The organism is Streptomyces sp. NBC_01460 (assembly GCF_036227405.1).
Lineage (GTDB): Bacteria > Actinomycetota > Actinomycetes > Streptomycetales > Streptomycetaceae > Streptomyces.
Genome location: NZ_CP109473.1, coordinates 8,168,367 through 8,191,992, shown reverse-complemented (window position 1 = coordinate 8,191,992; position 23,626 = coordinate 8,168,367). Strand labels below are relative to the sequence as shown.

27 protein-coding genes and 3 pseudogenes are annotated in these 23,626 nt (G+C 68.7%); 14 read left to right on the top strand and 16 right to left on the bottom strand.

Annotated features, from left to right (window positions below; all coding sequences use genetic code 11):
• Positions 1-85 precede the first annotated feature (85 nt).
• Both OG488_RS36530 and OG488_RS36525 read left to right on the top strand, forming a co-directional pair.
• Entirely contained in the window at positions 86-925 is an 840-nt protein-coding gene (locus OG488_RS36530) for a DUF4397 domain-containing protein (protein WP_329237339.1), read from the top strand.
• Positions 926-1,135: 210 nt separating this feature from the next.
• Positions 1,136-2,320 (top strand): spore photoproduct lyase family protein, encoded by a 1,185-nt coding sequence (locus OG488_RS36525; RefSeq protein ID WP_329237338.1) that lies wholly within the window; start codon positions 1,136-1,138, stop codon positions 2,318-2,320.
• Between the two features lie 94 nt (positions 2,321-2,414).
• On the opposite strand, the gene OG488_RS36520 is transcribed toward OG488_RS36525, so the two are convergent.
• Entirely contained in the window at positions 2,415-2,732 is a 318-nt protein-coding gene (locus OG488_RS36520) for a UBP-type zinc finger domain-containing protein (RefSeq protein ID WP_329237337.1), read from the bottom strand.
• 204 nt (positions 2,733-2,936) lie between these two features.
• Here OG488_RS36520 and OG488_RS36515 point away from each other — a divergent pair, with 204 nt between their 5' ends.
• Complete coding sequence (locus OG488_RS36515; protein ID WP_329237334.1) at positions 2,937-3,971, top strand: MerR family transcriptional regulator; 1,035 nt, start codon at positions 2,937-2,939, stop codon at positions 3,969-3,971.
• Between the two features lie 25 nt (positions 3,972-3,996).
• Here OG488_RS36515 and OG488_RS36510 read toward each other — a convergent pair.
• From OG488_RS36510 to OG488_RS36495, 3 genes and pseudogenes are all read right to left on the bottom strand, one after another.
• Positions 3,997-4,608 (bottom strand): annotated as a pseudogene (locus tag OG488_RS36510) (inositol monophosphatase family protein); the annotation flags it as partial.
• Between the two features lie 15 nt (positions 4,609-4,623).
• Positions 4,624-4,842 carry a hypothetical protein gene (locus OG488_RS36505; protein WP_329237332.1) on the bottom strand — a complete coding sequence of 73 codons (219 nt, stop codon included), beginning with the start codon at positions 4,840-4,842 and terminating at the stop codon, positions 4,624-4,626.
• Between the two features lie 183 nt (positions 4,843-5,025).
• On the bottom strand, positions 5,026-5,757 hold the full coding sequence (locus OG488_RS36495) for an SDR family NAD(P)-dependent oxidoreductase (RefSeq protein ID WP_329237329.1): 732 nt from the start codon (positions 5,755-5,757) through the stop codon (positions 5,026-5,028).
• Between the two features lie 255 nt (positions 5,758-6,012).
• Here OG488_RS36495 and OG488_RS36490 point away from each other — a divergent pair, with 255 nt between their 5' ends.
• Positions 6,013-6,354 (top strand): winged helix-turn-helix transcriptional regulator, encoded by a 342-nt coding sequence (locus tag OG488_RS36490; protein WP_329237327.1) that lies wholly within the window; start codon positions 6,013-6,015, stop codon positions 6,352-6,354.
• A gap of 671 nt (positions 6,355-7,025) precedes the next feature.
• Here the strand turns inward: OG488_RS36490 and OG488_RS36485 are convergent.
• Positions 7,026-7,610 (bottom strand): DinB family protein, encoded by a 585-nt coding sequence (locus OG488_RS36485; protein WP_329237325.1) that lies wholly within the window; start codon positions 7,608-7,610, stop codon positions 7,026-7,028.
• 229 nt (positions 7,611-7,839) lie between these two features.
• Between OG488_RS36485 and OG488_RS36480 the strand changes: the two genes are divergently transcribed.
• Both OG488_RS36480 and OG488_RS36475 read left to right on the top strand, forming a co-directional pair.
• Complete coding sequence (locus OG488_RS36480) at positions 7,840-7,995, top strand: hypothetical protein (protein WP_329237322.1); 156 nt, start codon at positions 7,840-7,842, stop codon at positions 7,993-7,995.
• A gap of 230 nt (positions 7,996-8,225) precedes the next feature.
• Positions 8,226-8,660 carry a VOC family protein gene (locus tag OG488_RS36475; RefSeq protein WP_329237319.1) on the top strand — a complete coding sequence of 145 codons (435 nt, stop codon included), beginning with the start codon at positions 8,226-8,228 and terminating at the stop codon, positions 8,658-8,660.
• A gap of 69 nt (positions 8,661-8,729) precedes the next feature.
• On the opposite strand, the pseudogene OG488_RS39370 reads toward OG488_RS36475, so the two are convergent.
• Positions 8,730-8,960, bottom strand: a pseudogene (locus tag OG488_RS39370) (transposase); the annotation flags it as partial.
• A pseudogene (locus OG488_RS39365) lies at positions 8,933-9,097 on the bottom strand (IS5/IS1182 family transposase); the annotation flags it as partial. The pseudogenes OG488_RS39365 and OG488_RS39370, both read right to left, overlap by 28 nt.
• A gap of 463 nt (positions 9,098-9,560) precedes the next feature.
• On the opposite strand from OG488_RS39365, the gene OG488_RS36465 reads away from it, so the two are divergent.
• Entirely contained in the window at positions 9,561-10,793 is a 1,233-nt protein-coding gene (locus tag OG488_RS36465) for a glycoside hydrolase family 64 protein (protein WP_329237316.1), read from the top strand.
• Positions 10,794-10,994: 201 nt separating this feature from the next.
• Here OG488_RS36465 and OG488_RS39360 read toward each other — a convergent pair whose 3' ends face one another.
• From OG488_RS39360 to OG488_RS36455, 3 genes are all read right to left on the bottom strand, one after another.
• Positions 10,995-11,564, bottom strand: coding sequence for a helix-turn-helix domain-containing protein (locus OG488_RS39360; RefSeq protein WP_443074261.1), 570 nt, complete (start codon positions 11,562-11,564; stop codon positions 10,995-10,997).
• A gap of 91 nt (positions 11,565-11,655) precedes the next feature.
• Positions 11,656-12,228: a dihydrofolate reductase family protein gene (locus tag OG488_RS36460; protein ID WP_329237314.1), complete on the bottom strand. Its 573-nt coding sequence runs from the start codon at positions 12,226-12,228 to the stop codon at positions 11,656-11,658.
• Positions 12,229-12,356: 128 nt separating this feature from the next.
• Complete coding sequence (locus OG488_RS36455) at positions 12,357-12,494, bottom strand: hypothetical protein (protein WP_329237311.1); 138 nt, start codon at positions 12,492-12,494, stop codon at positions 12,357-12,359.
• Positions 12,495-12,611: 117 nt separating this feature from the next.
• Between OG488_RS36455 and OG488_RS36450 the strand changes: the two genes are divergently transcribed.
• Positions 12,612-12,947, top strand: coding sequence for a hypothetical protein (locus tag OG488_RS36450; RefSeq protein ID WP_329237308.1), 336 nt, complete (start codon positions 12,612-12,614; stop codon positions 12,945-12,947).
• A gap of 254 nt (positions 12,948-13,201) precedes the next feature.
• Here OG488_RS36450 and OG488_RS36445 read toward each other — a convergent pair whose 3' ends face one another.
• Positions 13,202-14,167, bottom strand: coding sequence for a pirin family protein (locus OG488_RS36445; RefSeq protein WP_329237305.1), 966 nt, complete (start codon positions 14,165-14,167; stop codon positions 13,202-13,204).
• A 120-nt stretch (positions 14,168-14,287) separates the two neighbouring features.
• Between OG488_RS36445 and OG488_RS36440 the strand changes: the two genes are divergently transcribed.
• Positions 14,288-14,668: a tetratricopeptide repeat protein gene (locus OG488_RS36440; RefSeq protein ID WP_329237302.1), complete on the top strand. Its 381-nt coding sequence runs from the start codon at positions 14,288-14,290 to the stop codon at positions 14,666-14,668.
• A 93-nt stretch (positions 14,669-14,761) separates the two neighbouring features.
• On the opposite strand, the gene OG488_RS36435 is transcribed toward OG488_RS36440, so the two are convergent.
• The 4 genes from OG488_RS36435 to OG488_RS36420 all read right to left on the bottom strand — a co-directional run bounded on the left by OG488_RS36435 (position 14,762) and on the right by OG488_RS36420 (position 18,162).
• Positions 14,762-15,457, bottom strand: coding sequence for a TetR/AcrR family transcriptional regulator (locus OG488_RS36435; protein WP_329237299.1), 696 nt, complete (start codon positions 15,455-15,457; stop codon positions 14,762-14,764).
• Between the two features lie 171 nt (positions 15,458-15,628).
• Positions 15,629-16,384 (bottom strand): SDR family oxidoreductase, encoded by a 756-nt coding sequence (locus tag OG488_RS36430; RefSeq protein WP_329237296.1) that lies wholly within the window; start codon positions 16,382-16,384, stop codon positions 15,629-15,631.
• A gap of 210 nt (positions 16,385-16,594) precedes the next feature.
• Complete coding sequence (locus tag OG488_RS36425) at positions 16,595-17,266, bottom strand: 4'-phosphopantetheinyl transferase family protein (RefSeq protein ID WP_329237292.1); 672 nt, start codon at positions 17,264-17,266, stop codon at positions 16,595-16,597.
• Positions 17,263-18,162: a metallophosphoesterase family protein gene (locus OG488_RS36420; RefSeq protein WP_329237290.1), complete on the bottom strand. Its 900-nt coding sequence runs from the start codon at positions 18,160-18,162 to the stop codon at positions 17,263-17,265. The genes OG488_RS36425 and OG488_RS36420 overlap by 4 nt, the downstream gene beginning before the upstream one ends.
• 164 nt (positions 18,163-18,326) lie before the next feature.
• On the opposite strand from OG488_RS36420, the gene OG488_RS36415 reads away from it, so the two are divergent.
• The 3 genes from OG488_RS36415 (at position 18,327) to OG488_RS36405 (ending at position 21,035) form a co-directional block, all read left to right on the top strand.
• Positions 18,327-18,698, top strand: a complete 372-nt coding sequence (locus OG488_RS36415) for a VOC family protein (protein ID WP_329237287.1) — start codon at positions 18,327-18,329, stop codon at positions 18,696-18,698.
• Positions 18,699-18,850: 152 nt separating this feature from the next.
• Positions 18,851-19,408 carry an isochorismatase family cysteine hydrolase gene (locus OG488_RS36410; protein ID WP_329237284.1) on the top strand — a complete coding sequence of 186 codons (558 nt, stop codon included), beginning with the start codon at positions 18,851-18,853 and terminating at the stop codon, positions 19,406-19,408.
• A gap of 307 nt (positions 19,409-19,715) precedes the next feature.
• On the top strand, positions 19,716-21,035 hold the full coding sequence (locus OG488_RS36405) for an MFS transporter (protein WP_329237282.1): 1,320 nt from the start codon (positions 19,716-19,718) through the stop codon (positions 21,033-21,035).
• A gap of 11 nt (positions 21,036-21,046) precedes the next feature.
• Here the strand turns inward: OG488_RS36405 and OG488_RS36400 are convergent, their stop codons facing one another.
• Positions 21,047-21,439 (bottom strand): SgcJ/EcaC family oxidoreductase, encoded by a 393-nt coding sequence (locus OG488_RS36400; protein ID WP_329237279.1) that lies wholly within the window; start codon positions 21,437-21,439, stop codon positions 21,047-21,049.
• 384 nt (positions 21,440-21,823) lie between these two features.
• Here OG488_RS36400 and OG488_RS36395 point away from each other — a divergent pair, with 384 nt between their 5' ends.
• Both OG488_RS36395 and OG488_RS36390 read left to right on the top strand, forming a co-directional pair.
• A complete protein-coding gene (locus OG488_RS36395; RefSeq protein ID WP_329237276.1) occupies positions 21,824-23,035 on the top strand; it encodes a phospholipase D-like domain-containing protein in 1,212 nt (403 codons plus the stop codon).
• Positions 23,036-23,174: 139 nt separating this feature from the next.
• Positions 23,175-23,606, top strand: a complete 432-nt coding sequence (locus tag OG488_RS36390; protein ID WP_329237273.1) for a hypothetical protein — start codon at positions 23,175-23,177, stop codon at positions 23,604-23,606.
• The last annotated feature ends 20 nt before the right edge of the window (positions 23,607-23,626 follow it).

Genomic DNA, 23,626 nt, shown 5'->3' with positions numbered 1-23,626 from the left:
CCCGCACATCCACTGCGGCACCCGGCCGGGGAATGGAGCGAGGCTTCGCGCTCTGCGAAGAACCAGCCCGAAAAGGATGATCCTGATGATCTCTCGAACCCCCCTCTCGATCGCCGCCGCAGCCGGTGTCTGTGGCCTGGCACTGGGGATCGCCGCACCCGCCACCGCGGCTTCCGCGGCCGAGGACGACAAGGCCATGGTGTCCGTCTTCCACGGCATCCCCGGAATGACCGTCGACGTCTACGCCAACGGCGACGAGTTGCTCAGCGACTTCAAACCCGGAACGGTGACCGACCCGCAGGCTCTCGATGCCGGCACCTATGACATCCAGATCTTCGAAGCCGGCCAGAGCCCCGACGGGACGCCGGCCCTGGAGAAGAAGATCAAGGTGCCCGACGGTGCGAACGCCACGGTCGCCGCCCACCTCAGCGCCGGCGGCAAACCTCAGTTGACGGCCTTCGTCAACGACGTGTCGAAGGTGGACGCCGGCGAGTCACGCCTGACGGTGCGTCATGTCGCTGCCGCCCCCGCGGTCGACGTACGCGCGGACGGTCAGCCGGTCTTCACCGGGTTGGAGAACCCGAAGGAGGACACCACCGAGGTGAAGGCGGGCACGGTGAGCGCCGATGTCGTACTCGCCGGCACGAGCACCGTGGCGATCGGCCCGGCCGATCTGAATCTGAAGGAAGGCACGAGCAACGTCGTGTACGCATGGGGCAGCGCCGAGGACAAGAACCTGGCTCTGGCGACTCAGACGCTCAGCACTGAGGAGTCGGCGCCGAACGCCGTCCGCGGAGGAGGGAGCGGCGCCGCTGCCGCCACGACGAACTTCTCCGACCAGTGGCTCGCCTGGGCAGCAGCAGTCGGCGCGATAACGGTGACTGGTGTCCTGGTCGCCAACAAGGTCAACCGCCGGCGTGACTGACCGCTCACGGCGGCTCACCAGCCGGACGCGCTCGGTCGTCGATCCGACGGAGCAGCCGGACCTCGGCGCGGCAACCGCGTCGAGGTCCGTACTCCGGATGAAAGCCGCCCCGCTGAGCCACACCCCCGCATGGCTGGGGAAGCGCGCAGCGCGGGTTCCGTCCGAGCTTCGGCTTAGAGTGGTGAACGACTCGGCGGACTCAGGAGAGGTATGAGCTGGTCCTACCCGTCCGCCCTGCCGGACGACGACGGTCCTGAGGCACTGTTCGGCCTCGATGACATTCCGGTCGGCCCCGGGCGCACGACGCCGGGATCCGCGTTCCGCAGCTCCCCCGAGGCCCGGCGGATGCTGTCGGTGCGGCGGATCCACGCGGAGCCCAGGTCCGCCCTGTCACCGCGGGGCAGGCAGATCCTCGCGGCGTTCCCCGACGCCGAGGTGGTGCACGCCGACTCCCACTGGCGCATTCCCCAGCTTCACGGCAACGAGGGGAACGCCGAACGCTGGGTGCGGATCAAGCGCACGGTCCTGGTTCTGGGCGAACGGAAGACCCTGACCGTCCGACCCAACGGCCGCTCGGCTGACTGGATCGCTCCCGGAGCGGCCAACGGGTGCGCCATGGCCTGTTCGTACTGCTACGTTCCCCGGCGGAAGGGCTTCGCCAACCCCATCACCGTCTTCACCAACATCGACCGCATCATCTCGCGTATCGGGCACCACGTCGTCGGCCAAGGCCCCAAGCGGGAACCCAATCAGTGCGACCCCGACGCCTGGGTCTACGACATCGGCGAGAACAACGACTGCTCGGTCGACGCACTGATCAGCGACAACACCGCCGATCTGGTGCACGCCTTCTCCCGGTGGCCCACCGCCAAGGCGTCGTTCGCCACCAAGTTCGTCAACCCGGACCTGCTGCTCCTCGAGCCCAGAGGCCGGACCCGCGTCCGGTTCTCCGTGATGCCCCCTGACGACTCGCGGCTTCTCGACATCCGCACCAGCCCCGTCGAGGACCGGATCGCCGCCGCCGCGGACTTCCTCGATGCCGGCTACGAAGTGCACTTCAACCTGTCCCCCGTCGTCATCAGACCCGGCTGGGTGCAGGCCTGGACAGAGTTGCTGCGCCACTTGGACGACGTCCTGCCGCAACGGGTGAAGGGGCAGGCCTCGGCCGAGGTCATCATGCTGACTCACAACAGAGAGCTGCACGAGGTCAACATGGCGTGGCATCCCCGAGCCGAGGACACCCTCTGGCGCCCGGACCTCCAGCAGCCGAAGCGCTCGCAGAACGAGAGTTGGAACGTGCGGTACCGCGATGGCATCAAAGCCTCGGGTGTGGAGACCATGCGCGCCCTCATCGGCACCCATGCCCCCTGGATGCGAGTCCGTTACGCCTTCTGACCGGCAGCGGCAGCGGCAAGCCACACCGATGGGGGCGCACCGCATCCATGGCACCTGCGGCGTCCCGGCCCGCGGCCCGGCTGCGGGTGGTCCATCAGCCTCGGTCAGGGGTGAGGAAGACGTCGTCCTCGTAGCACCACGCCCATGTCTCACCCTTCTCGAGCGACCGGGCCAGCGCGTGCTTCGCGTGCTCGGCATGCGACGCGGCATGCTTCCGGGCCGAGCTGTCGCAGCAGCCGACATGACCACAGGCCAGGCAGGAGCGCAGGTGCACCCAGCGGGTGCCCTCTCTCAGGCAGTCCTCACATCCGACGGTGCTCGTCGGAGGCACGTCCGGCACGTCGTCCCCGACATGGGAACACGTGCCGCCTTCCGGACGGCCGGCATCGAACGCCACTTTCCAGTGCACCATGCATCCCCTCTCCAGCAGTTAGGCCACCGGTGCGGCGCCCTGTCCCGAACGGACTCTTCCAGTCATACATGGCTGGTCGCGCCGGGCGGCCTCGATGCGCCGCCATGGCTCCGTGTGTTCGCTCGATGGCGCAGCGGAATCAATCAAGGGCGGCTGAGATCGCCGAAGCCCGCGTGCACCGATCGCGCATCGTACGGTGGAGGTGTGGAGGGTACCGACGACTCGCCGCCCAGAAAGGGTGGCCTCACCACCGGCGCAGTGGCCCGTCGCTTCGGCGTCGCGCCGACGACCCTGCGCTCATGGGACCGGAGGTACGGCATCGGGCCCGCCGCCCATGAGGGTGGCACTCACCGCCGGTGGGGCAGCGCGGATCTGGCGCTCCTCGAGCGCATGTGCGCTCTCACGAACTCGGGCGTGCCGCCGGCTGAAGCCGCCCGCGTGGCCGCCGCCGAAACGCCCACCCCGCCGAAGCGTGGAGGTCCTGGTGCAGAAGGGGTGCCCAGCACCCCATCCGCTCGTCGGCCCCCACCTGCAACTCGGCGCTCCGCTCCACACGACCGGGCCGGAAGCAGGCTGCGACGGGGAAACCCCCGGGTGGAGTGCAAAGGGCTCGCCCGAGCGGCGCTGCGTCTGGACTCGCAGGCGGTGGACAGGATCCTGGAGTCCGTGATCACCGGGCACGGCCTCGTAGAGGCCTGGACAGAGGTTCTCGTGCCCACACTGAGAGCCGTCGGGCGGAAGTGGGAGAGCTCGGGCGAGAGGTACATCGAGGTGGAGCACCTGCTGTCGTGGCACGTCTCCAGTGCCCTGCACCGCCGCCAGGTCGTCCCTGATGAAGCATCCACTGCGGATCCGGTGGTCCTCGCCTGTGTCCCCGGTGACATTCACACCCTGCCTCTGGAGGCCCTCTCCGCCGCGCTCGACGAGCAGGGACTGCCTGTACGCATGTTCGGTGCCGCCCTGCCCGCCGAGTCCTTGTTGGCGGCTGTCCGCAGGACGGGCCCGAGCGTGGTCGTCCTCTGGGCACAGTCGCGGCCGACCGAGAGCCGCCCGTTGGCCCAGCACGTCGCGCAGATGACCTGGGGTGTGAGGGGGGCACGCCGCCACCCGGCGGTGCTCACCGTCGGCCCGGGTTGGACCACGCCTCTTGTCCCCGGAACACTGCACCCGCTCGGCCTGCAGGAGGCGGTGGATGCGATCGCCTCCATTCTCGGCGATTTACTGACCAGTTCAGAATGAACATCAGCGCCGGCGCCCTGTCGAGTTACACGCCGTCGTCGAGTGCATACAGGTCGCGGCTGTGCGGCAGGCCGTTGACCAGGGCCAGGATGGCCTCGTGGAGTAGGCCGTTGGTGGCCGGCACCGTCATGTCTCCCTCCAGCACGGGTCCGCCGCTGAGGTCCGTCACCCGGCCGCCGGCTTCCGACACGATGACGGGCATGGGCGCCACGTCCTCGTAACCCATGGGCGGGCCAGCGATCACGACGGCGTCCGCGCGGCCGGTGACAAGGTCAACGATGCAGCCCATCGATGCCATCAGGAACACCTGACGGTGGAGAGCGGTGAGGAGTTCCTCCGGCCAGCCGGCCGGATTGAGTGCCTGAGTCCTCGCTCCGCGCGCGCTGGTCCGCCGGGTGACTCGGGCGCGGTGGCCCGACTTCAGGGCCGGGCTCTCCCCGGTCAGCACCCAGCAGCCCAGGCCCCGCCCGGCTACGACCATCTGTCGGCTCATGGGCATGTTGATCACCCCGACAGCGGGACCGTACTCGTCCTCGTAGGCGATGTCGTTCGAGAACAGTGGCCACCGGCGGGTGAACGACGTGGTGCCGTTGATGGGGTCAATGATCCATCGTCTCCCTGACACCCCGGCGGTCGAGCCCTTCTCCTCACCCTAGATGCCGTCCTCCGGCATATGGCGGGCCAACTCGTCCCTGACCAGCTCTTCGACTGCGAGGTCGATTTCGGTGACCTCACTGCCGTCTTCCTTACGGCGGCTCCCCCACTCTCCGAAGAAACCCTGCGCGGATACCTGGCCGGCCCGCGCGGCCAGGTCGACAGCGAAGTCGAGGAGCTCTCGATCAGCGGGAGGGCCGTCACATGTCTGATCCATTCGGTGAGCCTGTCACGACTTCCCGCACCCAGGGGCACCCTCCTTCAACCCGACAAGCGGATCGATGTGTCCACCGGCGAGCGCAAGCGGTTCTCCTCGGCGATCCTGCCGCCCTGGTGCCGCAAGTCCCCGATGATCAGCGAGGTCCTCCCGCTGCCCTATCCCCACGGCGAGGATGCGGCACTAGCGTGCTGTGCTGACAGGTCTGGCCGGAGTTTCGCACCCACCTGTCCTGGCGACGAGAGAGCGGAAAGCATCCAGGTCGCCGATAACCTCTTCGACGCGGTTGCGCTGCTCATACATGCTGTAGTAGCGGGCGCCGATGGCGTCAGGGTCGGCCTCGCCGCCGCCGGGGACGACCCCGGAAGCGATCGTCACCGTGCCCACGTAGATTCCCTGCGGCGTGAGTTCAGCGTGCAGAGTGTGTGCCCAATTGCGCAGGCCGGCCATGGCCATGCCCACGTTGGCCAGAAAGGCTGCGGGGACCGTCGAGGAGACGCCGGTGGTCAGCAGCAGCGCACCCTCTCCACGGGCCAGCATCTCCGGCAACACCTGGCCCACGACCGTGACCGCGCCCAGTACATGCAGCTCGAACTGCGCGGCGACGGAGTCGACCGTGGTCTGTGCGGCATGGGTGATGGGCCCGGTCGGGCTGGGACTGTACTCGAGCACGTCGATCGGTCCCAGCATGTCCCTGGCCGCACCGAGGGCGGTGGTGAGCGCGTCACGATGACGGATATCGGCGGGAAACGCGGCAGCGGTGATACCCAGTTCGGTCAGCTCACTGACCAGGGTGTCCAGCTTCTCCTTGGTACGGGCGATCAACCCGACCTGGAATCCCTTGAGGCCGAACGCACGAGCCACCCCCATCCCCAGCCCCGGGCCGGCACCGACAACAACGAGCGTCTTCACCACGAAGAAGCCTCTCCGATCACCGCGATCGGAGCGGTGCTACCTCGACTCCGCGCCGGTCACTTACTGTTTGTGAGTGGCCCCATGATTTGTTACTGGGAGGGCCGCGGCAAGACGGCACATTTATGTCGGTGACACACACGGAGGTAACCGTTGGCGCCTAGCAGGAACATTTCCCCCGCCCCGCAGCACCGAAGCTCCACGCAGCCTCCGACAGAAGGCACCGGCAGCGAGCCGGATGAGGAAGCGTGCAGGCAGGTGCTCCAGATCCTCGGGTTGATCGGCAGCAAGTGGAGCATCCTGATCATTGGGCAACTCCGCGACCGCACCCTGCGCTTCGGTGAACTGCACCGAACCGTAAACGGCATCTCCCAGCGCATGCTCACGCTGACACTGCGCCAACTTGAACGCGATGGCTTGTTGACCCGTACCGTCCACCCCAGCGTTCCCCCACGTGTGGACTACACGCTCACCGGACTCGGCGCGACACTACTGGAATCCGTCGTCGCTCTCGGAGAATGGGCCACCACACACCGCCAGGAGATCAACGACAACCGAAACAGCTACGACGCCACACACCCAACGCAGGCACCGTCCTGAAGCCCCTGCTCAATCGACGGAGTCTGACAATTCCTCCCGAGCTGCGGGCGGTCGGGCTGGTGGAGGGGGACGACCGTGCCGTCGACGGCACGCACGTACGCGGCCCTCAGAGGAGTCGCAGTCTTGCCGTACAAGCAGGGCAGCGGCCGCGCCGAGGAGTGCGAGCCCTTTCGTACGTATCGGATGGTCCCCGGCGGCGGCAGCCGAAGAGCCAGGCAATTGACCGTGCCGACCGAGGCGTTCACCGGACTCGATGGCCGGCCGCGCGATGCGCGCGACGAGCCCACGCTCGCGCAATCGGCTGAGGTGTTCGGCGGAGAAGTACACCTCAGGCGCACGGAGTTTGACGGGCCTGCGCCGTCGTGGTCCCCAAGTCCGTCCAGCACTGCCTCCTGCAGTGAGCACCACAGGCCGACCTCGGTCCCGTGAAGGGGCGAAGCGTGGTGGCGGAGGACGCGCCGAACGTCGGCGGCAGATACCACCAGGCACAGCCTCTGGTCAGCAACTACACCTCTACGGTGAACACGACTCACTCTTACGGTGGGGCCGCGAACGACGGCAGTAGCGGGGCGAGCAGCTACTCGAGTTCATCGGAACCGAAGCGCTTCGACGGATCAGCACGCACGGCTGGCATCATTCCGCTCGAACACCCAGTCACGTGGGACAGCCTTCTATGCCGTGCCTGATGAGACCGATCTGGCGGCCTGCTCGATCTTCGCGCAGTAGGCGGTGCGTGCGTCCTCATCGATCTGCATCTCGTGTTCGGGGCGCATCCCGGTTCGGCCGTCGACGCCTTCACGCAGGATGTCGGCGTGCCCGGCATGACGGTTGGTCTCACCGAGGACATGGACCAGGATGGCGAACAGGTTCGTACTGGAATAGGGCTCCGGCCACCACGGCACATGGCCGGGGGCATCGAGGGCAAACTCGTTGATCGTCGCGTCCGAGTGTTCCCACGTGCGCCGGTAGGAATCGAGAATCTGATCGCGCGCCTCATCCTCAGCCGCCCACAGATCGCTGCCGTCGTGGTCCTGCCACCGGGACAGCGGTTCAGGAGACGGCCGACCGAAGACCTCGCCGAAGTACCTGGCCTCGACACCGGCCACGTGTTTGACCAGGCCGAGGAGGTTGGTCCCGGTCGCGGTCAAAGGTCGGCGGGCATCGTATTCGGACAGGCCGTCGAGTTTCCAGAGCAGAGCCTCGCGGTCCCGTCGCAGTCTCCCGTGCAGGTTGCCCTTCGCGAAGTCATCGATCATGCGACATGAGCCTGCCATGGGCAGCTTGTGACCTCAAGATCCCGCACGTGGACGGTGACCGGCGGAGCAGAAGCCTGGCCATGGGCGCTGCCCTGAGCTGCTTGCGGGAACCACGTAGGACACGGCCGCTGTTCCGTGGCGGACCAACCAAGAACCTGGGTGTGCGGGTGGGGGCAGGAGGCTTGGTGGCGCAGCCGCAGAAAGCATCCGTGAAGAAGGGCAGAGGGGAATGAGTGTGGTGGAGAGCTGGTCCCGCGTGATGAATCTGCTGGAGCAGCACGCCCCGGTCGATCACGAGGATCTGCCTGGGCCCGCTACGGAACAGATGCTCGCGGCCGCCGAGGAACGGATGGGTCTCCCCCTCCCCCAGGATCTGCGGGCGTGACTGCTGCAGAACAATCTGGATCGTCCCGAAGGGTTGTCCCGTAACTGATCTTTGGCAGCACGCGAGTGGCTGGCCGGGATCGCTTCCCAAGTCTCCCCTTCTTGGAAAGGCACCGACCTCGGTTCACCCCCGCCGTACTACACAGCAGCGGATAATCGGGGCCCTCCTCCCGGTAACGTGCGAACCTTCCCACCTGGGGAGATGAGCAGGGACCCTGCTATCGTGCGCCGATGTCAATGATCAAGCAGCTCCAGGTGACCATCGACTGCGCGGAACCCACGCGCCTCGCCGCATTCTGGTGCGAAGTCCTTGGGTACGTCGTACCTCCGGTCCCGGAGGGGTTCGCCACCTGGGAGGAGCACGACCGTTCGCTGCCGACGGAGGAGCAGGTCGTCTACTTCGGGTGCAGCGATCCCTCGGGTGCCGGGCCCCGCGTGCTCTTCCAGCGCGTTCCCGAGGGGAAGATGGTCAAGAACCGCGTGCATCTCGACGTGCGGGCCGGCCTGGGACTCGTGGGGGAGGAGCGCCTGTTCGCACTCGAGTCCGAATGCGCACGGCTTGTCGCGCTCGGCGCGACACATGTACGCACGATGCGTGCCGATGGAGAGAACGAGTCCTGCATTGTGATGCAGGACATCGAGGGCAACGAGTTCTGCCTCGACTGAATCTCCTCGGAGACTGCGACGCGGCGAGCCCTCTCCCCTGGACCTCTCAGGTCCCGCATGCGGCGGGAGTTAGCCGGTGAGAGTGAGGTTGGGTGGGCGTGCGATGCCGTGCATCGCGTGGCGCACACCGTCTCCTCTCAGGCGGCAGTCGCGCAGGATCTTCCAGGTCTTCATACGGGCGAAGGCGTGCTCGACGCGGGCGCGGACCCGTTTATGGCTCTTGTTGTGAGCCTGCTTCCGGTCGGCAGTTCCTCGCCCTTGCGTCGGCGGTGCGGCATGATCAGCCCGGCGCCCAGGTAGCCACCGTCCGCGATCGTTGTAGTGCCGCCGACTGCCTGCTTGGCACCGGACTCGGCCCATGCCCGGCAGTCGTTGCGGTTCCCCGGCGGAGGCCGGCCGACCACCACAACCAAGCGTGTGTCGGCGTCGATGACCACCTGGTGGTTGGTCGAGTAGCGATAGTTCTTCGACTGCTCGGCGACTGTGGTCGCGTGTGGGTGCCAGTGTCCCGTCCACAATCAGCACCGCGTCCGCGCACACCCGCATGCGCCCTATCTGTCAGGCGACTTCATGTTCCCCTTCCGGGGCTTCGACGTGGTGGAGGTCTGGAACGAGCTGTGGACTGCGAGCCGACCTTGGAACGCCGACAACGAGGCTGTCTTGGCGGAGTGGGGGCGAAGCCTCGCAGCGGACGCGGGGATCATCACCCGGCCGGCCGCCCGACGCCCGCGCTCTCGCTACCGTTCGCGAGGGAATCGCGATGGTCCAGACCAGGACGTTGACGCGTCCCTGACCGATCGATACGCTCCAATCAGCCTCTTGAGAGCGCTCTCATCATCCCTTCGAGAGGGCTCGCACGAGCTACCCCCACCGCACGCCCTTCCCGATGAGGAGAAGAGCTTGTCTGCCACCTTTCCTTCCGCTCGACCCACCCACCGCTCCCGCCGCAGACCTGCCGCCCTGGTCGCTGCGCTCGCGCTGGCCGGCGGCTGCCTCGTCGTCACCCAGGTCACCGCCGCCACCGAGGCGGCTGCCGTCCCCGCCACCATCCCGCTCACGCTGACCAACAGCTCCGGGCGCGGCGAGCAGGTGCACGTCTACGTGATCGGTACCGAGCTCTCGTCCGGGCGCCAGGGCTGGGCCGACGCGAACGGCACCTTCCATCCGTGGCCCGTCGGCGGCAACCCGCCGACTCCCGCTCCCGACGCGTCGATCGCGGGCCCGGCCAACGGACAGTCGAAGACGATCCGGATGCCGAAGTTCTCCGGCCGGGTCTACTTCTCCTACGGGCAGAAGCTCGTCTTCAAGCTCACCACCGGCGGTCTGGTGCAGCCTGCGGTCCAGAACCCGAGCGACCCGAACGCGAATATCCTCTTCAACTGGACCGAGTACACGCTCAACGACGCCGGGCTGTGGATCAACAGCACGCAGGTCGACATGTTCTCCGCGCCGTATGCGGTCGGAGTGAAGCGCCCGAACGGCACCACCCTGACCACCGGTCACCTCAAGCCCGGCGGCTACAAGGCGTTCTTCGACTCCCTGCGCAGCCAGCCCGGCGGCTGGGGCGGGCTGATCAGGACCCGCTCCGACGGCACGATCCTGCGGGCGCTCGCCCCTGGCCACGGCATCGAGGCGGGGGCACTGCCGGCCTCCGTCATGAACGACTACGTCAACCGGGTATGGAGCAAGTACTCCTCGCAGACGCTGACCGTCCAGCCGTTCAAGGACCAGCCGAACACGAAGTACTTCGGCCGGGTCCAGGGCAACACCATGAACTTCACCAACAGTTCCGGGGCGGTCGTCACCAGCTTCCAGAAGCCTGACTCCGACAGCATCTTCGGCTGCTACAAACTCCTCGACGCCCCCAACGACCTGGTCCGCGGGCCCATCTCACGCACGCTGTGCGCCGGATACAACCGGTCGACGCTGCTGAGCAACCCCAACCAGCCCGACGCGAACAACGCGAACTTCTACAAGGACGGGGTCACCAACCACTACTCCGCCAAGATCCACGCCCAGATGGCCGACGGCAAGGCCTACGGCTTCGCGTTCGACGATGTCGGGGCACACGAGTCGTTGGTGCACGACGGCGACCCTCAGCAGGCGTACATCACACTGGACCCGTTCAACTAGGACGACGGGGGAAGCCGCCACGGCACAGCTGCCCGAAGAACTGGCGCGCGCTCTTGGGGCAGCTGTGGCGCAGCGGCCCCAAGTTCTCCACCACTCCCCACTCCCCTGACCCCGGTCACGTAAACGGTTCACCGGACCATCACCGTCCGCCGACGCACGCTCGGTCGGAGGCGTGAGCCGGTAGGCGTCGGGGCGGGCGACTCAGGCTCGTCCGCCGGCCCGGTGGGCGGCGACGTCTCGTGCGCACATGGCGGTACGGGCGAGGGCATGCTGCCCGGGGTCGGTCGCGTCGAACCCGCACGCCTCGGCAAGCCGGTAGTCGAGGCTGTCGGGGTGAAGGTGGAGCTCGGCCGCGGTCAGCCTTCTGTCGCAGCGATTACGCAGGCAGACGCGCAGGGTTTCTTCCCGGCCCGGGTGACGGTCGATCGGGCTGAATCGGTCCGAGGACAGTCGCAGCGCCGGTCCCGGTCGCGTCAGTTGATACTCGACGAGCCCGTCTTCGAGGTGGTATACGCCTGAGGGACGGCGTGCGGCCACCGAGAGCTCACAGCTGTCGGCGCACTGGGTGACAGCGGTCGGGTGTCGGCAATGGCGGCGCGCGCGGTGCCCACATGCAGGTCCACGTCGAGGACTTCGACCAGTTGCCGAAGTCCTGGAAATTCCCTGGCGGCATCGGCTGCCGCGCCAGTACGTACGGGCACCAAAAGGTGGGATCGCCGATGCCGGCGTAGACCGCACCGCCTCCGTGAAGTCCGCCCGGATGCCAAGCATGATCCGCGAACAGGTCTCCGAGTAGCCTGTCGCGGCGGTCTCCCGCGCCCGCACTCACCGGCTGCCCCGGCTCGGCAGCCGGCAGGGAGACCTACCGGAGCGGCTCAGCAGCGGTCCGGTAGCGCGCGTAGATCAGTCCGCTGTCGAAGGCACGCTCCTCGACCAGGTCGAGATCGAGGCGCACGCCGTCGGGGAAGAATCGCTTGCCGCCACCGACCACGCTCGTGGTGATGAACAGGTGGTACTCGTCCACCAGGCCGGCTGCGATCGCCTGGGCCGCCAGGTTCGGTCCGTCGACGGTGAGGTCGTGATCGGCCTCGGCCTTGAGCTTGCGCACCGCCTCCGGGTCGAAGGTCCGCTCGATCCTGGTTCTCGCGCTGGACACCGACTTGAGCGTCGTGGAGTAGACGACCTTCTCCGCCGCCTGCCAGTCGCGGGCGTACTGCAGGATGTGCGGCGGCTGGCCCGGCTCGGTGTGCGCGGTCTCCCAGTAGACCATCGTCTCGTACATCCGCCGGCCGTAGAGGTACGTGCCGACGGGGCGGAAGAGGTCTCCGACGAAGGTATGCACCTCCTGATCCTCGGCCCCGGCGCCGAGGTCGCCCTCCGCAGCCTCGGCGTAGCCGTCGAGGGAGGTGATCATCGAGTAGATGAGCTTTGCCATGCCAGTCTCCTCAGGGTGCGCGCGTACGTCTACCGGAGGTCCTGCAGGTGGTGACCTCCATACGACCCGAGACTCATCGATCGGTGCCCGAGCAGTTCAATGGGCCGTCACATCCCTGTCCACGAGCATCACGTCGCCGGTTTCCCCGCGCAGTTCCGCGACCTGGTCATCCGCTGGTCGGAGGACATCATCGCGGCCGTCACGGTGTACCTGCGCGCCGACTCACCGGTCAGCTGCCCGGGGAAGTCGCAGGCGGCCAACCACATGGTCCGCCTCCGACAGGGTGACCGGCGGAGCAGCGCGGGTGCGGAAGCCGAAGCTCGGCCGCTCAGGACGCCAGACTGCCCAGGGACCGTCGGCACTCGCACACCCGGAGCTCCCTCATGTCCAAGCCCTCCACCGGACCGACCGATTCGGATACCTATCTGGCTGTATGCGGCCACACTCACCTGTTTCCTGGTGCCCGTTGCCGGGTCACAGGGCTTCCGGACCTCCATGCCTTCGCGGCAGACCCATGGCCGGTCGACCTGGACCTGCGCCTCTCCGACGACGTGGTCGTCGAGGCAGAGTTGCGCATCGAAGACCCGGCGGACCCCGTGCTCACCGTCCCGGCCTACACCACCGGCGCCGGTACTCGCATCGCCGGGCGCAAGTGGCTGATCCGGGAGTTCGCCCGAACGGGAGACGGGGTCGAGCTGACGATCGGCGGCTCTGCCTGAGGGCTGCGGAATCATCACGGCAGGCCACGGCCACTTGGACGGGCGGCGGGAGCCGCTGACGTACCTGATACTCAATCAGGAAGGACAGCATCCGTCCTGGCAGACACGATCGGACGCTGGCGCAGATGGGAACGGGTCCAGCGGAGGACTTCCCCTGAGGCGCTGTCAGCCGCTTCCGCACTCCCCCGCCCACCGTACGACGCAGACATGATCGGGCGCGCCTCGAAAGCGTAGAACCCGCGAGAACCCTCAGCTCAGCGCACACGTCCACGCGGCTTCAGGGGCACATCGGGCAGTGCCGGCGCAGGGAGCGGTGCACCGTCGTAGCCATGTACGGCACCGAACCGATCACCGGTCATCCAGTCCTCGCGGGCCTGCCTGATCTCGTCCTGGGTCCTGGCCACGAAGTTCCACCACATGATGATCTCCTCCTCGAACGGCTCGCCGCCGAGGAGCATCAGCCCCGCGTCGGAGGTGGCGCGCAGCGGCAGTTCGCTGCGGCCGCAGCCGAGGTAGAGCATCGAGCCGGGCAGAACCGGAACACCGTCGACCTCGGCCTCTCCGGACATCGACAGCACGGCGTACTCGTAGCCGGGATCCAGTGGCAGCCGGGCCTCGGCGCCGTCCGCCAGGGTCAGGTCCGCTCCGACGATGGGGGTGTAGGCCCGCCCCGGTGACCTGGCACCGTCGAGTTCGCCGAGGATCACGGTCGCCGTGAGGCCGGGCGCTGTGACCGCGGGGAGGTCGGTGTGGTGCTGGAAGTGCGGCTCGACGTGCCGGTCGGCGTCGGGCAGGGCAACCCAGAGCTGGGCTCCGTGCAGAATCCTCCCGTGCGGCTCGGGGCTCTCCTCGGAGTGACTGATGGCCCTCCCGGACGTCATCAGGCCCAGTTCGCGTGGGCGGATCCGCTGGAGGCTGCCCAGGCTGTCGCGGTGCAGCACCTCCCCCTCGTGCAGCCAGCTGACCGTCTGCAGACCCATGTGCGGGTGCGGCGGTACCTGCATCCCGGGCTCGTCGGCGATGTCGTCCGGGCCGTAGTGGTCCACGAACGCCCAGGCGCCGACCATGCGGCGCCCCAGATTGGGCAGCAGTCTGCGCACCTCGGTGGACTCGCCGAGCTGGACGCGCCGCGGGGTGAGGAGCTCACGCACCGGTTCGGCGACGACGAAGCCGCGTCCCCCGCAGAGGGAGGGAGTGGGCTGGCGATCGAGATTGCTCATGGCGCACAACCTATTCCCGGGCGGTCGGCGAGCGCCGGTCCCCACGCCGAAAATTTAGTGGAATGTTTAACTACATCGACGTGTTGACGTGGCTGTACACATGTCGGCCGAGGAGGAGAAGTGAACGACACCTACTACGAGTTCGGCACGCCCGCCGACCGCTGGGACCGGGCGCAGCTGTTCTTCGAAGCGAAGGAGTACCTGACGGCGGCCCGGATCCTGGGCGGCCTGGTCCAGGAGGCTCCGGAGCAGGTGGGGCCGCGGCTGCTGCTCGCCCGCGCCTATTACCACTCGGCGCGGCTCGTCAAGGCCGAGACGGAGCTGCGTGAGGTACTGGAGCTCGACCCCGTCGAGGACTACGCGCGACTGATGCTCGGACGCACCCTCGAACGTCAGGGCCGACACTCGGAGGCTGCCCCTCACCTGCGCATGGCCCAGGCCATGGCCGGTGAGTTCGCGGAATCCGAGCCGAGCGCGCAGGAGCGACAGAACCAGGAGTGACAGGCGGGCCGGCGGCCGAGGGAGAGCGAAGCAGCGAGCACCGCTCCCCCGGCCGCACCCCTGCCCCCGGCCGCGCCCCGGCCCTCGGCCGGGTCACTGCTCCGCGTTCGACACCCGGTCGAGCCATTCCGTCATCAGCGCCGACTCGGCCGTACTGAGCCCGGTTCCGTGCGACCGGCGCAGCAGCGCACCCAGCCTGGCCGCGGCGGAGGGCACTTCGGTGTCCACCGGCTCGCTCACCCGCACGTCCGGCGTGAAGACGGCAGCGTGCACAGCGTCCCGCACGCGCGCCGACACCCCGGCGTCCGGGAACGTGGCGGACCGGGAGACCAGCATCAGTGCGACGCCGGTCGTGGCCGACATGATCATCTGGGCGGCCAGCTCGGGCGCGACGCGCAGCTTCCCCTGCTCGGCCGCCCGCTCCAGATCGCTCGTCAGGATGCGGTGCGACTCGAGGGCTGCCGCCGGCGGTGTCCGCATCGCCGGTGAGTTCATCAGCCGGTAGAGGTTGGGGTTCCGTAGGGCGAAGTCGACGTGACTGTCCCAGCCGTCGCGGAGATCCTGGACGGGATCGGTGGTCCCGCCCCTCTCCCGCTTGGTCGCCAGATAGGCGTCGAAGCCGTGGTCGACGACTGCCGAGAGCAACCCTTCCTTGTCCCCGAAGTGCCGGTAGAGGGCGGGCGCCCCGACCTGGGCGGCCTCGCACACGGCGCGCGTGGAGATGTCCCCGTCGGGGGACTCCGCGACCAGCCGGGCCGCGACTTCGAGGATGCGTGCTCGTGTACTCATCGGACGGACGCTATCAAGGGGCACGCCCGGCCCACCCGACGGCAGCCGCGTGGACCGACAGCCCTCCGCGCCGCACCTCCCAGCGCTTCGGTCAGGCGACCTACGACATCCCCGCTCATGGCCGCGCTCCTTCGCCGGCGGCGGATCGGCGGCCGCAGCGAGCCTGGCCGGTCAGACGATGCCCCCGTTGGCACGCAGCACCTGGCCGTTGATCCAGCGGGCGGGACCGGCGAGGAAGGAGACGACCTCCGCGATGTCCTCGGGGGCTCCCAGGCGCTCGAGGGGCGGCTGAGCGGCCATCCTCGCGACTGTCTCCTCGTCCTTGCCGTCGAGGAACAGGGCGGTGGCGGTCGGTCCGGGAGCGACGGCGTTGACCGTGATGTCCCGGCCCCGCAGCTCACGGGCCAGGATCAGCGTCATCGCCTCGACGGCCCCCTTGGTCGCGGCGTACGCCGTGTATCCGGGGATGGCCAAGCCCAGGACCGAGCTCGAGAAGTTGATGATCGCCCCGCCGTCGCGCAGACGGCGGGCCGCCTGCTGGCCGACGACGAACGTGCCGCGGACATTGGTGCGGAACATCCGGTCCAGGTCTTCCAGGTCGAGGTCGACCAGCGGGGAGAGCGACATGACACCGGCGGCATGAACGAGCACGTCGACTCCGCCGAAGGCTTCCTCCGCGGTGTCGAAGAGCGCGGCGACCGCCACCTCGTCCGCGACGTCCGCCTGGTGCGCGACGGCTTCGCCGCCCGCGGCGACGACTGCCGCGACCGCCGCTTCCGCCTCGGTCCTGTTTCCCGCGTAGTTGATGACGACCGCGAACCCGTCCGCCGCCAGCCGTTCGACACTCTCGCGGCCGATACCTCGCGAGCCCCCGGTGACGAGGGCAACCCTGCGTGCGGTGGTGGTGGCGTGCTGCTCATCGGTCATGACGCTGCTCCTGTGGCAAGAGATGCCGTCGGTTCCACGAACCCTGTCGTAAGCAACGCTAACACCGCAACGGTATCAACGCTACCTCGGAGTGGTAGCAGCGCTTCCACACGCCGGGACCTTGAGGGACGGAGCCGATCCGGCAGCGGTCGTGCGAATCGTCGCCGAACCCTGGCGCCCGCCGGGCCGAGCCGCACCACCCCGCCGGCGTCAGGCGGCGCGGTCCGCGGGGAGCACGATCGCCGTCACCGCGAAGCCGTCGTCGACCAGCCACCTGCCCTCGTACGACGTCGGCATCCCGGGCACGGTCAGGGAGAGTTCAGCGGTGAACGTGCCCTCCGTGGCGTTTCCCGGTCGGCTGCGGAAGGTGACGTCTGCCTCGTCGAAGTCGAGTTCCGTCCGGGTGAGCGGATACCAGGTCTTGAAGACGCTCTCCTTGGCGCTGAACAGCAGCCGGCCCCAGTGGACCGCCGTGTCGTGCACGCCCGTGGACAGCCGCGCTCGTTCCGAGGGCAGCGAGATCATCTCCCACACGCCGGGCGGCAGGGGCTCGTTCGGCTCGGCGTCGATCCCGACCGCGCGTATCTCGGACGACCAGGCCAGCGCCGCCGCACGGTAGCCGTCGCAGTGCGTCATGCTGCCGACGGTGCCTTCCGGCCACAGCGGCATGCCCCGGTGACCGCGCAACACCGGTGCCGGGGGCAGCCCGAGGTCGCCCATGGCGCGTCTCGCGCAGGCGCGTGCCGCCGCGAACTCATGTCTGCGTTTGTCAACGCTGTTGGCCACCAGCAGGGCCTCCTCCGGGTAGAGGCTGCCCGGCGGTCCGTCCGCCTCGTAGGTGTCCGCGCAGGCGACGTTCGCGGGAAGGAGCCGTTCGATCACGCGGCGTCGCCCTCCGGGGCCTCGGGCTCCAGGCCCTCGTACGGGAGGATCTGGCGCAGCAGCCCGCGCGGGTGTCCTCGCTTGCGCCACTCCCTGGGGTAGCCGATCGATACCTCCTCGAACCGGACGCCGTCGTGCCAGGTGGTCCGCGGGATGTGGAGGTGGCCGTAGACGACGGCGGCGACGTTGAAGCGACGGTGCCAGTCGGCGGTGAGTTCCGTGCCGCACCACTGGGCGAACTCCGGGTACCACATCACCGAGGTGGGCTCGCGCAGCAGGGGCCAGTGCCCGGCGACCACGAGGGGGATGCCCGGGTCGTGTGCGGCCAGGCGCTGTTCGGTGAGTTCCACCCGCGCCCGGCACCAGTCGTCCCGGGTCGGATAGGGGTCGGGGTGCAGCAGGTATTCGTCGGTGCAGACGACGCCGGCCTCATGGGCGCGTGCCAGGGACTCCTCCTTGGTCGCCGTTCCCGGTGCCCGGAAGGTGTAGTCGTACAGCAGGAACACCGGGGCCACGGCCACCGGGCCGTCCGCACCCTGCCACAGGGGGAAGGGATCCTCGGGCGTGGTCACACCGAGCTCTCGGCAGACCCGGACGAGGTGCTCGTACCGCGCGAGGCCACGCAGGCGTACGGGGTCCTTGTCCACCGTCCACAGCTCGTGGTTGCCGGGCGTCCACACCACGTGGGCGAAGCGACCGGCAAGCAGCTCCAGCGTGCGTTCCACCTCCTCCGCCTGCTCCGCCACGTCCCCGGCGACGATGAGCCAGTCCTCGTCGGAGGACGGGTGCAGCCCTTCGGCGAGGGGACGGTTGTCGGCGATGCCGACGTGGAGATCGCTGACTGCGAGGAGCCGGCCGTTCGGCGGCTGAGCGGCGGGCCCGGTCGGGGAACTCATTGTTCGAATCTAGCCTCTCGATGACGCGGTCCGGTGCTCATCGCCCGACGTGCCCACCGTTCACCCGCCCGGGATGATTGACCCACCGCCGCAGGGGAACGCGACGACCGGTAGCCGGGACGCTCCCAGTAGGTTCCGCTCGGCACCTGACGAAAGGACCGGAGATGCCTGTCGCCACCTACAGCCTCGTCGCCCTCGACTGCCCCGATCCCCCGTCGCTGGCTGCCTTCTACCAGGCGGTTCTCGGTGGCGAGATCAGGAAGTACGACGAGGACTGGTACGACCTCTACGTCCCGGGCGGCGCACGGATCGCCTTCCAGAGGGCGGCGGACCACCGACCGCCTGAGTGGCCCCGGGGGGACCGCAATTCCCAGCAGGAGCATCTGGACTTCGACGTGACCGACATCGAGCACGCGCAGGAGCAGGTGCTCGCCCTCGGTGCGACGCCTCTGGACCTCGACGACCAGGGCGGCGAGCGGGGATTCCGTGTGTATGCCGACCCGGCGGGTCATCCGTTCTGCCTCTGCAGTCAGTGACTCGCGGCCGATGCGTGATGCCGTAGGGCAGCAGGCCCCGCACGGGAGCGGCCTCGTTCACCCCGTGCCGCGTCGTCCATGCCCTCACGCCATGCCGCGTCGTCCGTGTCGCCCACGTGCCTGGCATGACGACGCGGGGAGAATGCGGGGCCATGAGCAGAAGTGCCCTCATTGTCATCGACATGCTCAACACCTACGACCACCCCGACGCCGATCGCCTCATCCCGTCCGTGCGCGAGGCGCTCCCCCACGTCGTGGGGCTCATCGAACGAGCCCGGAACGACGGCGTTCCGGTGATCTACGTGAACGACAACTTCGGTGAATGGCGGTCCCACCACGGCGAGATCATCGAGACGACCCTGGCGGGGGCGCACCGCGACCTGGTGGAGCCCGTGCTGCCGGACGCCGCATCACTGTTCGTCGTGAAGGCACGGCACTCGATCTTCTACGAGACCCCGCTCAGCTACCTCCTTTCGCAGCTGGACGTCCGCCATGTGGTCCTCTGCGGCCAGGTCACCGAGCAGTGCGTCCTGTACTCGGCCCTCGACGCGCATATCCGCCATCTCCGGGTGACCGTTCCCGACGACGCCGTCGCACACATCCACGAGGACCTGGCGCAGGCGTCCCTCCAGATGATGGAGCGCAACATGAACGCGTCCGTCCGGAAGGCACGGACCGTCGAGTTCTCGCTCGGGGCACCGAGGCCGTAGACCGTCGCCACCCACGAGGAGACCGGTTTCCGTCACCGTACCGAAGGCCGGGACCAACACCGGTGAACCCGAACGGTGTTACCGGGAGGCCCGACCGGTAGTGTCGTCCTCCACCGGATCCGCTCTTCGATCCCGAAGACCCGATCTCCGCACTCAACGCATCTGCCGGCGCGGGAGCCGACGCCGACGCGGGCCGTACCTCCGCCCCGTCCGCGTCACCATGGACGACTCCTGGCGGGCGGGGGCCGGTGCCCGTCACGGGGCGTCGCACTCCCGGACCGTCCCACCGCGCAGCGGAAGGTATGCCGTGACGTCGCGGCACTGGATTCGTCGTACCACCCGAGGGTTCGGCACCGCCGTCCCGGCACGGAGGGGAACCAGCTCCTACCGGTCGGCCCTGCGCGTTCCCGGCGCGGCGGCCTTCTTCCTGGCCTCGGCGCCGGCCCGGGTCGGGGTGGCCATGGCCGGTCTCGGCATCGTCCAGCTGGTCCATGCCGAGACCGGTTCCTTCGGGGTGGCCGGCCTGGTAACCGGCTCGTTCGCGGTCGCGGAGACGCTGGCCGGGCCGCAGACGGCCCGCCTCATGGACCGCTTCGGGCAGCCGCGCGTCCTCGTGCCTCTCCTGTGCGCCCACGCCGGAGCGATCGCCGCCCTGATCGCGCTGGTCCTGACAGGGGCGTCCTCGGCGCCGCTGATGGCGGCCGGCCTCGCGGCCGGGGCCACCGTTCCCCAGTTCGGTGCTCTCTCCGCGGCCCGCTGGTCGGCCCTGCTGCGCGGCAGACCCGAGCTCTCTCCGGCCCTCGCGCTCGAAACGTTGAGCAACGAGGCCGCCTTCCTGCTCGGGCCCACCCTCGCGGTGCTGATGGCGGCCCAGGTACACCCGGCCGCCGGTACGGTGCTGGCGGGGGCGCTCGTCGTCGGCGCCGGGCTGGTGTTCGCGATGCTGCGTCGCACGGCCCCGGCTCCCGCCGTGACGTCCGCACCGGGCCTGACGGCCGCCCGGGGGCCCGGGGGCCTGTTGTCCCGGAACTTCGCCGTCCTGCTGACGGTCAATCTGGCCCTGGGCGTCTTCTTCGGATCGATGCAGGTCTCGGTGACCGCCTTCGCCGGCGTCCACCACGCCGCCACGGCGGCCGGGTTCCTGTACGGGCTGATGAGCGCGGCAAGTCTGCTGACCGGCCTCGCCTACGGACGACTCCGGCGGCACACCACATCTGCCGCTCAACTGCCCGTCATCCTGGCCTTTCTGGCCTGTTGCTCGCTGCTGCCCCTGCTGGCGGGCTCCCCCTGGCAACTCTCCCTCGCCCTCCTGCTCGCCGGTGCGGGGGTGGCGCCGTGCGTCATCGTCTCCTCGGCGCTCGTCGAGTCGGTCATGGACCGGTCGGTCCTGACCCAGGCGTTCACCTGGACAAACTCCGCGAGTGCGGCAGGCATCGCCGTCTCAGCCGCCGCGGTCGGCCGACTCGTCGACGGACCGGGCGGCCCCCGCGCCGGCTTCGCCGTCCCTCTCCTCGCCCTGACCGCCGCGGCAGCCCTGGCCCGGTCCGGCCGGCATGCCCTGGCCGAAGGCGCCGTGGCAGCCGGCCGGCCGACGTCGGAGGGTGATCCGAGTGTGCGCCGCCCCTGAGGTCCGACCGGTCAAGCGGCCTGGACCCCCGTGTTCTGGCAGGCGTGGAGCAGCCATGCCCCGTCGTCGCTCTTCGTCATGACGTAGAGCGGGGCTCCCTCCGATCCACCCTCGTCCGAGCGGTAGACCTGACGGACCTTGACGGCCGCCACATCGGGCCGCAGGAACTGGGTGTGAACGACCTCGTACGTCACCTCACCGTCCCAGTCGGAGCGCGGCAGCACCGAACGGGTGAACTCGGCGATCGCGTCGAAGCCGATCAGGACCTTGCCGTGGGCGGTCGTCCAGAGGGCATCGGGGTGGAAGAGCGCGAGGAAGCCTTCGGCGTCCTTGGCCCGCTGGCTGCGCTCCACGGCCGCGACCACTTCTTCGATGGCCTTCATGTCTGCGGTTTCGGTGTTCATGCGGACCACTCTGATACCTGAAGCGTGGTTGAGGTCAAGAGGGAGTCCTCTGCGTGGAGCCGGGGTTCCTCGAACGGCGCGACGTGCCCACCGCGTGCGGGCTCGGTCAGGCGAACCGGGTTCGTCATGCGCTCCAGCCACGCCCGGGGCGGGCGGAGCATGTCGCCCGGGACGAGCAAGAGGCGCCGGGGACTGCTGGACGATCGGCTCGGGGCGGGGCCGCAGGTCCGGCGTACGGGCATCCGACGGGCGGCGTCGGTCTCACGGCGGGCGCCACCGGCCACCCGCCCCGGCCCGAAAGTCATACCGGCGGCTCCTGGGGGTAGAGGGCCACGAGAGTAAGGTCGCCATGCCCGTTTGCCCACAAGTCACCAGGTGAGAGATTTGTCCAGCCACATAGATGAGAGATCCACGCTCGACAGACCCGACGAAGCCGTCCACGAGGAGCGCGCGAAGCGTCTGCGGCGGCGGCTGGAGCGCCTGATCGGCATCGCCGCGACCGAGGGCAACAAGCTCGTCCCGCTCCGCAACGGGGACCAGATCTTCCCCGCGATGCTGGAATCCATCCGTGGCGCCGAACACACCGTGGACATGATGACGTTCGTGTACTGGCGCGGGGACATCGCCTGCGAGTTCGCCGAGGCGCTGGCCGAGCGGGCTCGCGCCGGAGTACGGGTGCGACTCCTGCTGGACGGCTTCGGGTCCCGGCTGATCGAGAAGGACCAGCTGGCGCTGATGGACGAGGCGGGGGTGGAGGTCGCGTGGTTCCGGAAGCCGCTGTACCTCTCTCCGCTCAAGCAGAACCACCGCTGCCACCGCAAGGTCCTGATCACCGACGAGGAGACCGCGTACACCGGCGGGGTGGGGATCGCCGAGGAGTGGTGCGGCGACGCCCGTGACGAGAACGAGTGGCGGGACACCCATGTGCGGGTGCAGGGCCCCGCGGTGGACGGTCTGGCAGCCGCGTTCGCACAGAACTGGGCCGAGTGCCACGACGAGCTCTTCACCGACCGCGACCGGTTCGTGGACTCCACACGGCAGGGCGACTCGGTCGTCCAGGTGGTGCGCGGATCGTCCAGCTTCGGCTGGCAGGACATGCAGACCCTGCTCCGTGTCGTGCTGGAGTCCGCGGAGGAGCGGGTCCGGCTCACCACGGCGTACTTCTCGCCCGACGCGTACTTCGTCGAGGTGCTGTGCGCCGCCGCCCGCCGGGGCGTGTCGGTGGAGATACTGCTTCCCGGACCGCACACGGACAAGCGGGTGTGCCAACTGGCAGGCCAGAACTTCTACGAGGATCTGACCGCTTGCGGCGTGAAGATCTACCAGTACCAGCCGACCATGATGCACACCAAGGTGCTGACGGTGGACGGTATCGGCTCGCTGATCGGATCGACGAACTTCAACCGCCGCTCGCTCGAGCACGACGAGGAAGTGATGCTCGCGGTGCTTGACCCGGAGTTCACCGCCACGCTGGACGGCCACTTCGAGGATGACATGAAGAAGAGCACCCTGATCGACGGGAGCCGGTGGAAGCGCCGCTCGGTCGTGCAGCGGGCGCGGGAAGCAGCGGTCCTGCCGATCCGGCGCTGGCTGTGACATCCGCGTCCGTGTGTGCGGCGACCCAGGGGGCCACCCTCGCCCCTGCCACCATGACGCGGTACCCGGGAAGTGTGACGGCCCCGACCGGGGGCATACGGGCTGTCACCTGCCGCTTGTCAGGTGAAGGGAGTGGACCATGAGCGAGTCTGTCGAAACACGGCCGGAGACGATCCCGGTGGTGACGGAGCCCGTGCCCGACCTGCAGCTCCAGTTGCTGATCCAGCTGCTGGACAGGGAGCTGCGCTCCAGTCTGCCGATCACCCTCGCTCTGTCCGGTGCCGTTCTCCACGGAGACGTGATCGGCCACGAGGCGTGGAAGGCCGACTGGGCGCGGAGCCTCCGCCAGGTGGAGGGTGAGGGGGCCAACCTGATCGCGGAGTTCCCGGAGACGGTGGACCAGGGGATCAGGGAGCTGGGGGCCGGTGAGGAGGATGCCGGGCACCTGCCGCGCTGGATCCACCTCAGAGACTCCACGCTGGTCTTCGGCGGGACAGGATCCCTGCGGCTGCCCCTGTGGCGCGGACGCCTGGCCGATGTGTCGGGGTGGGCGCTGGGACGCCCGCAGTGAGGTAGGACGCAGGACGGGAG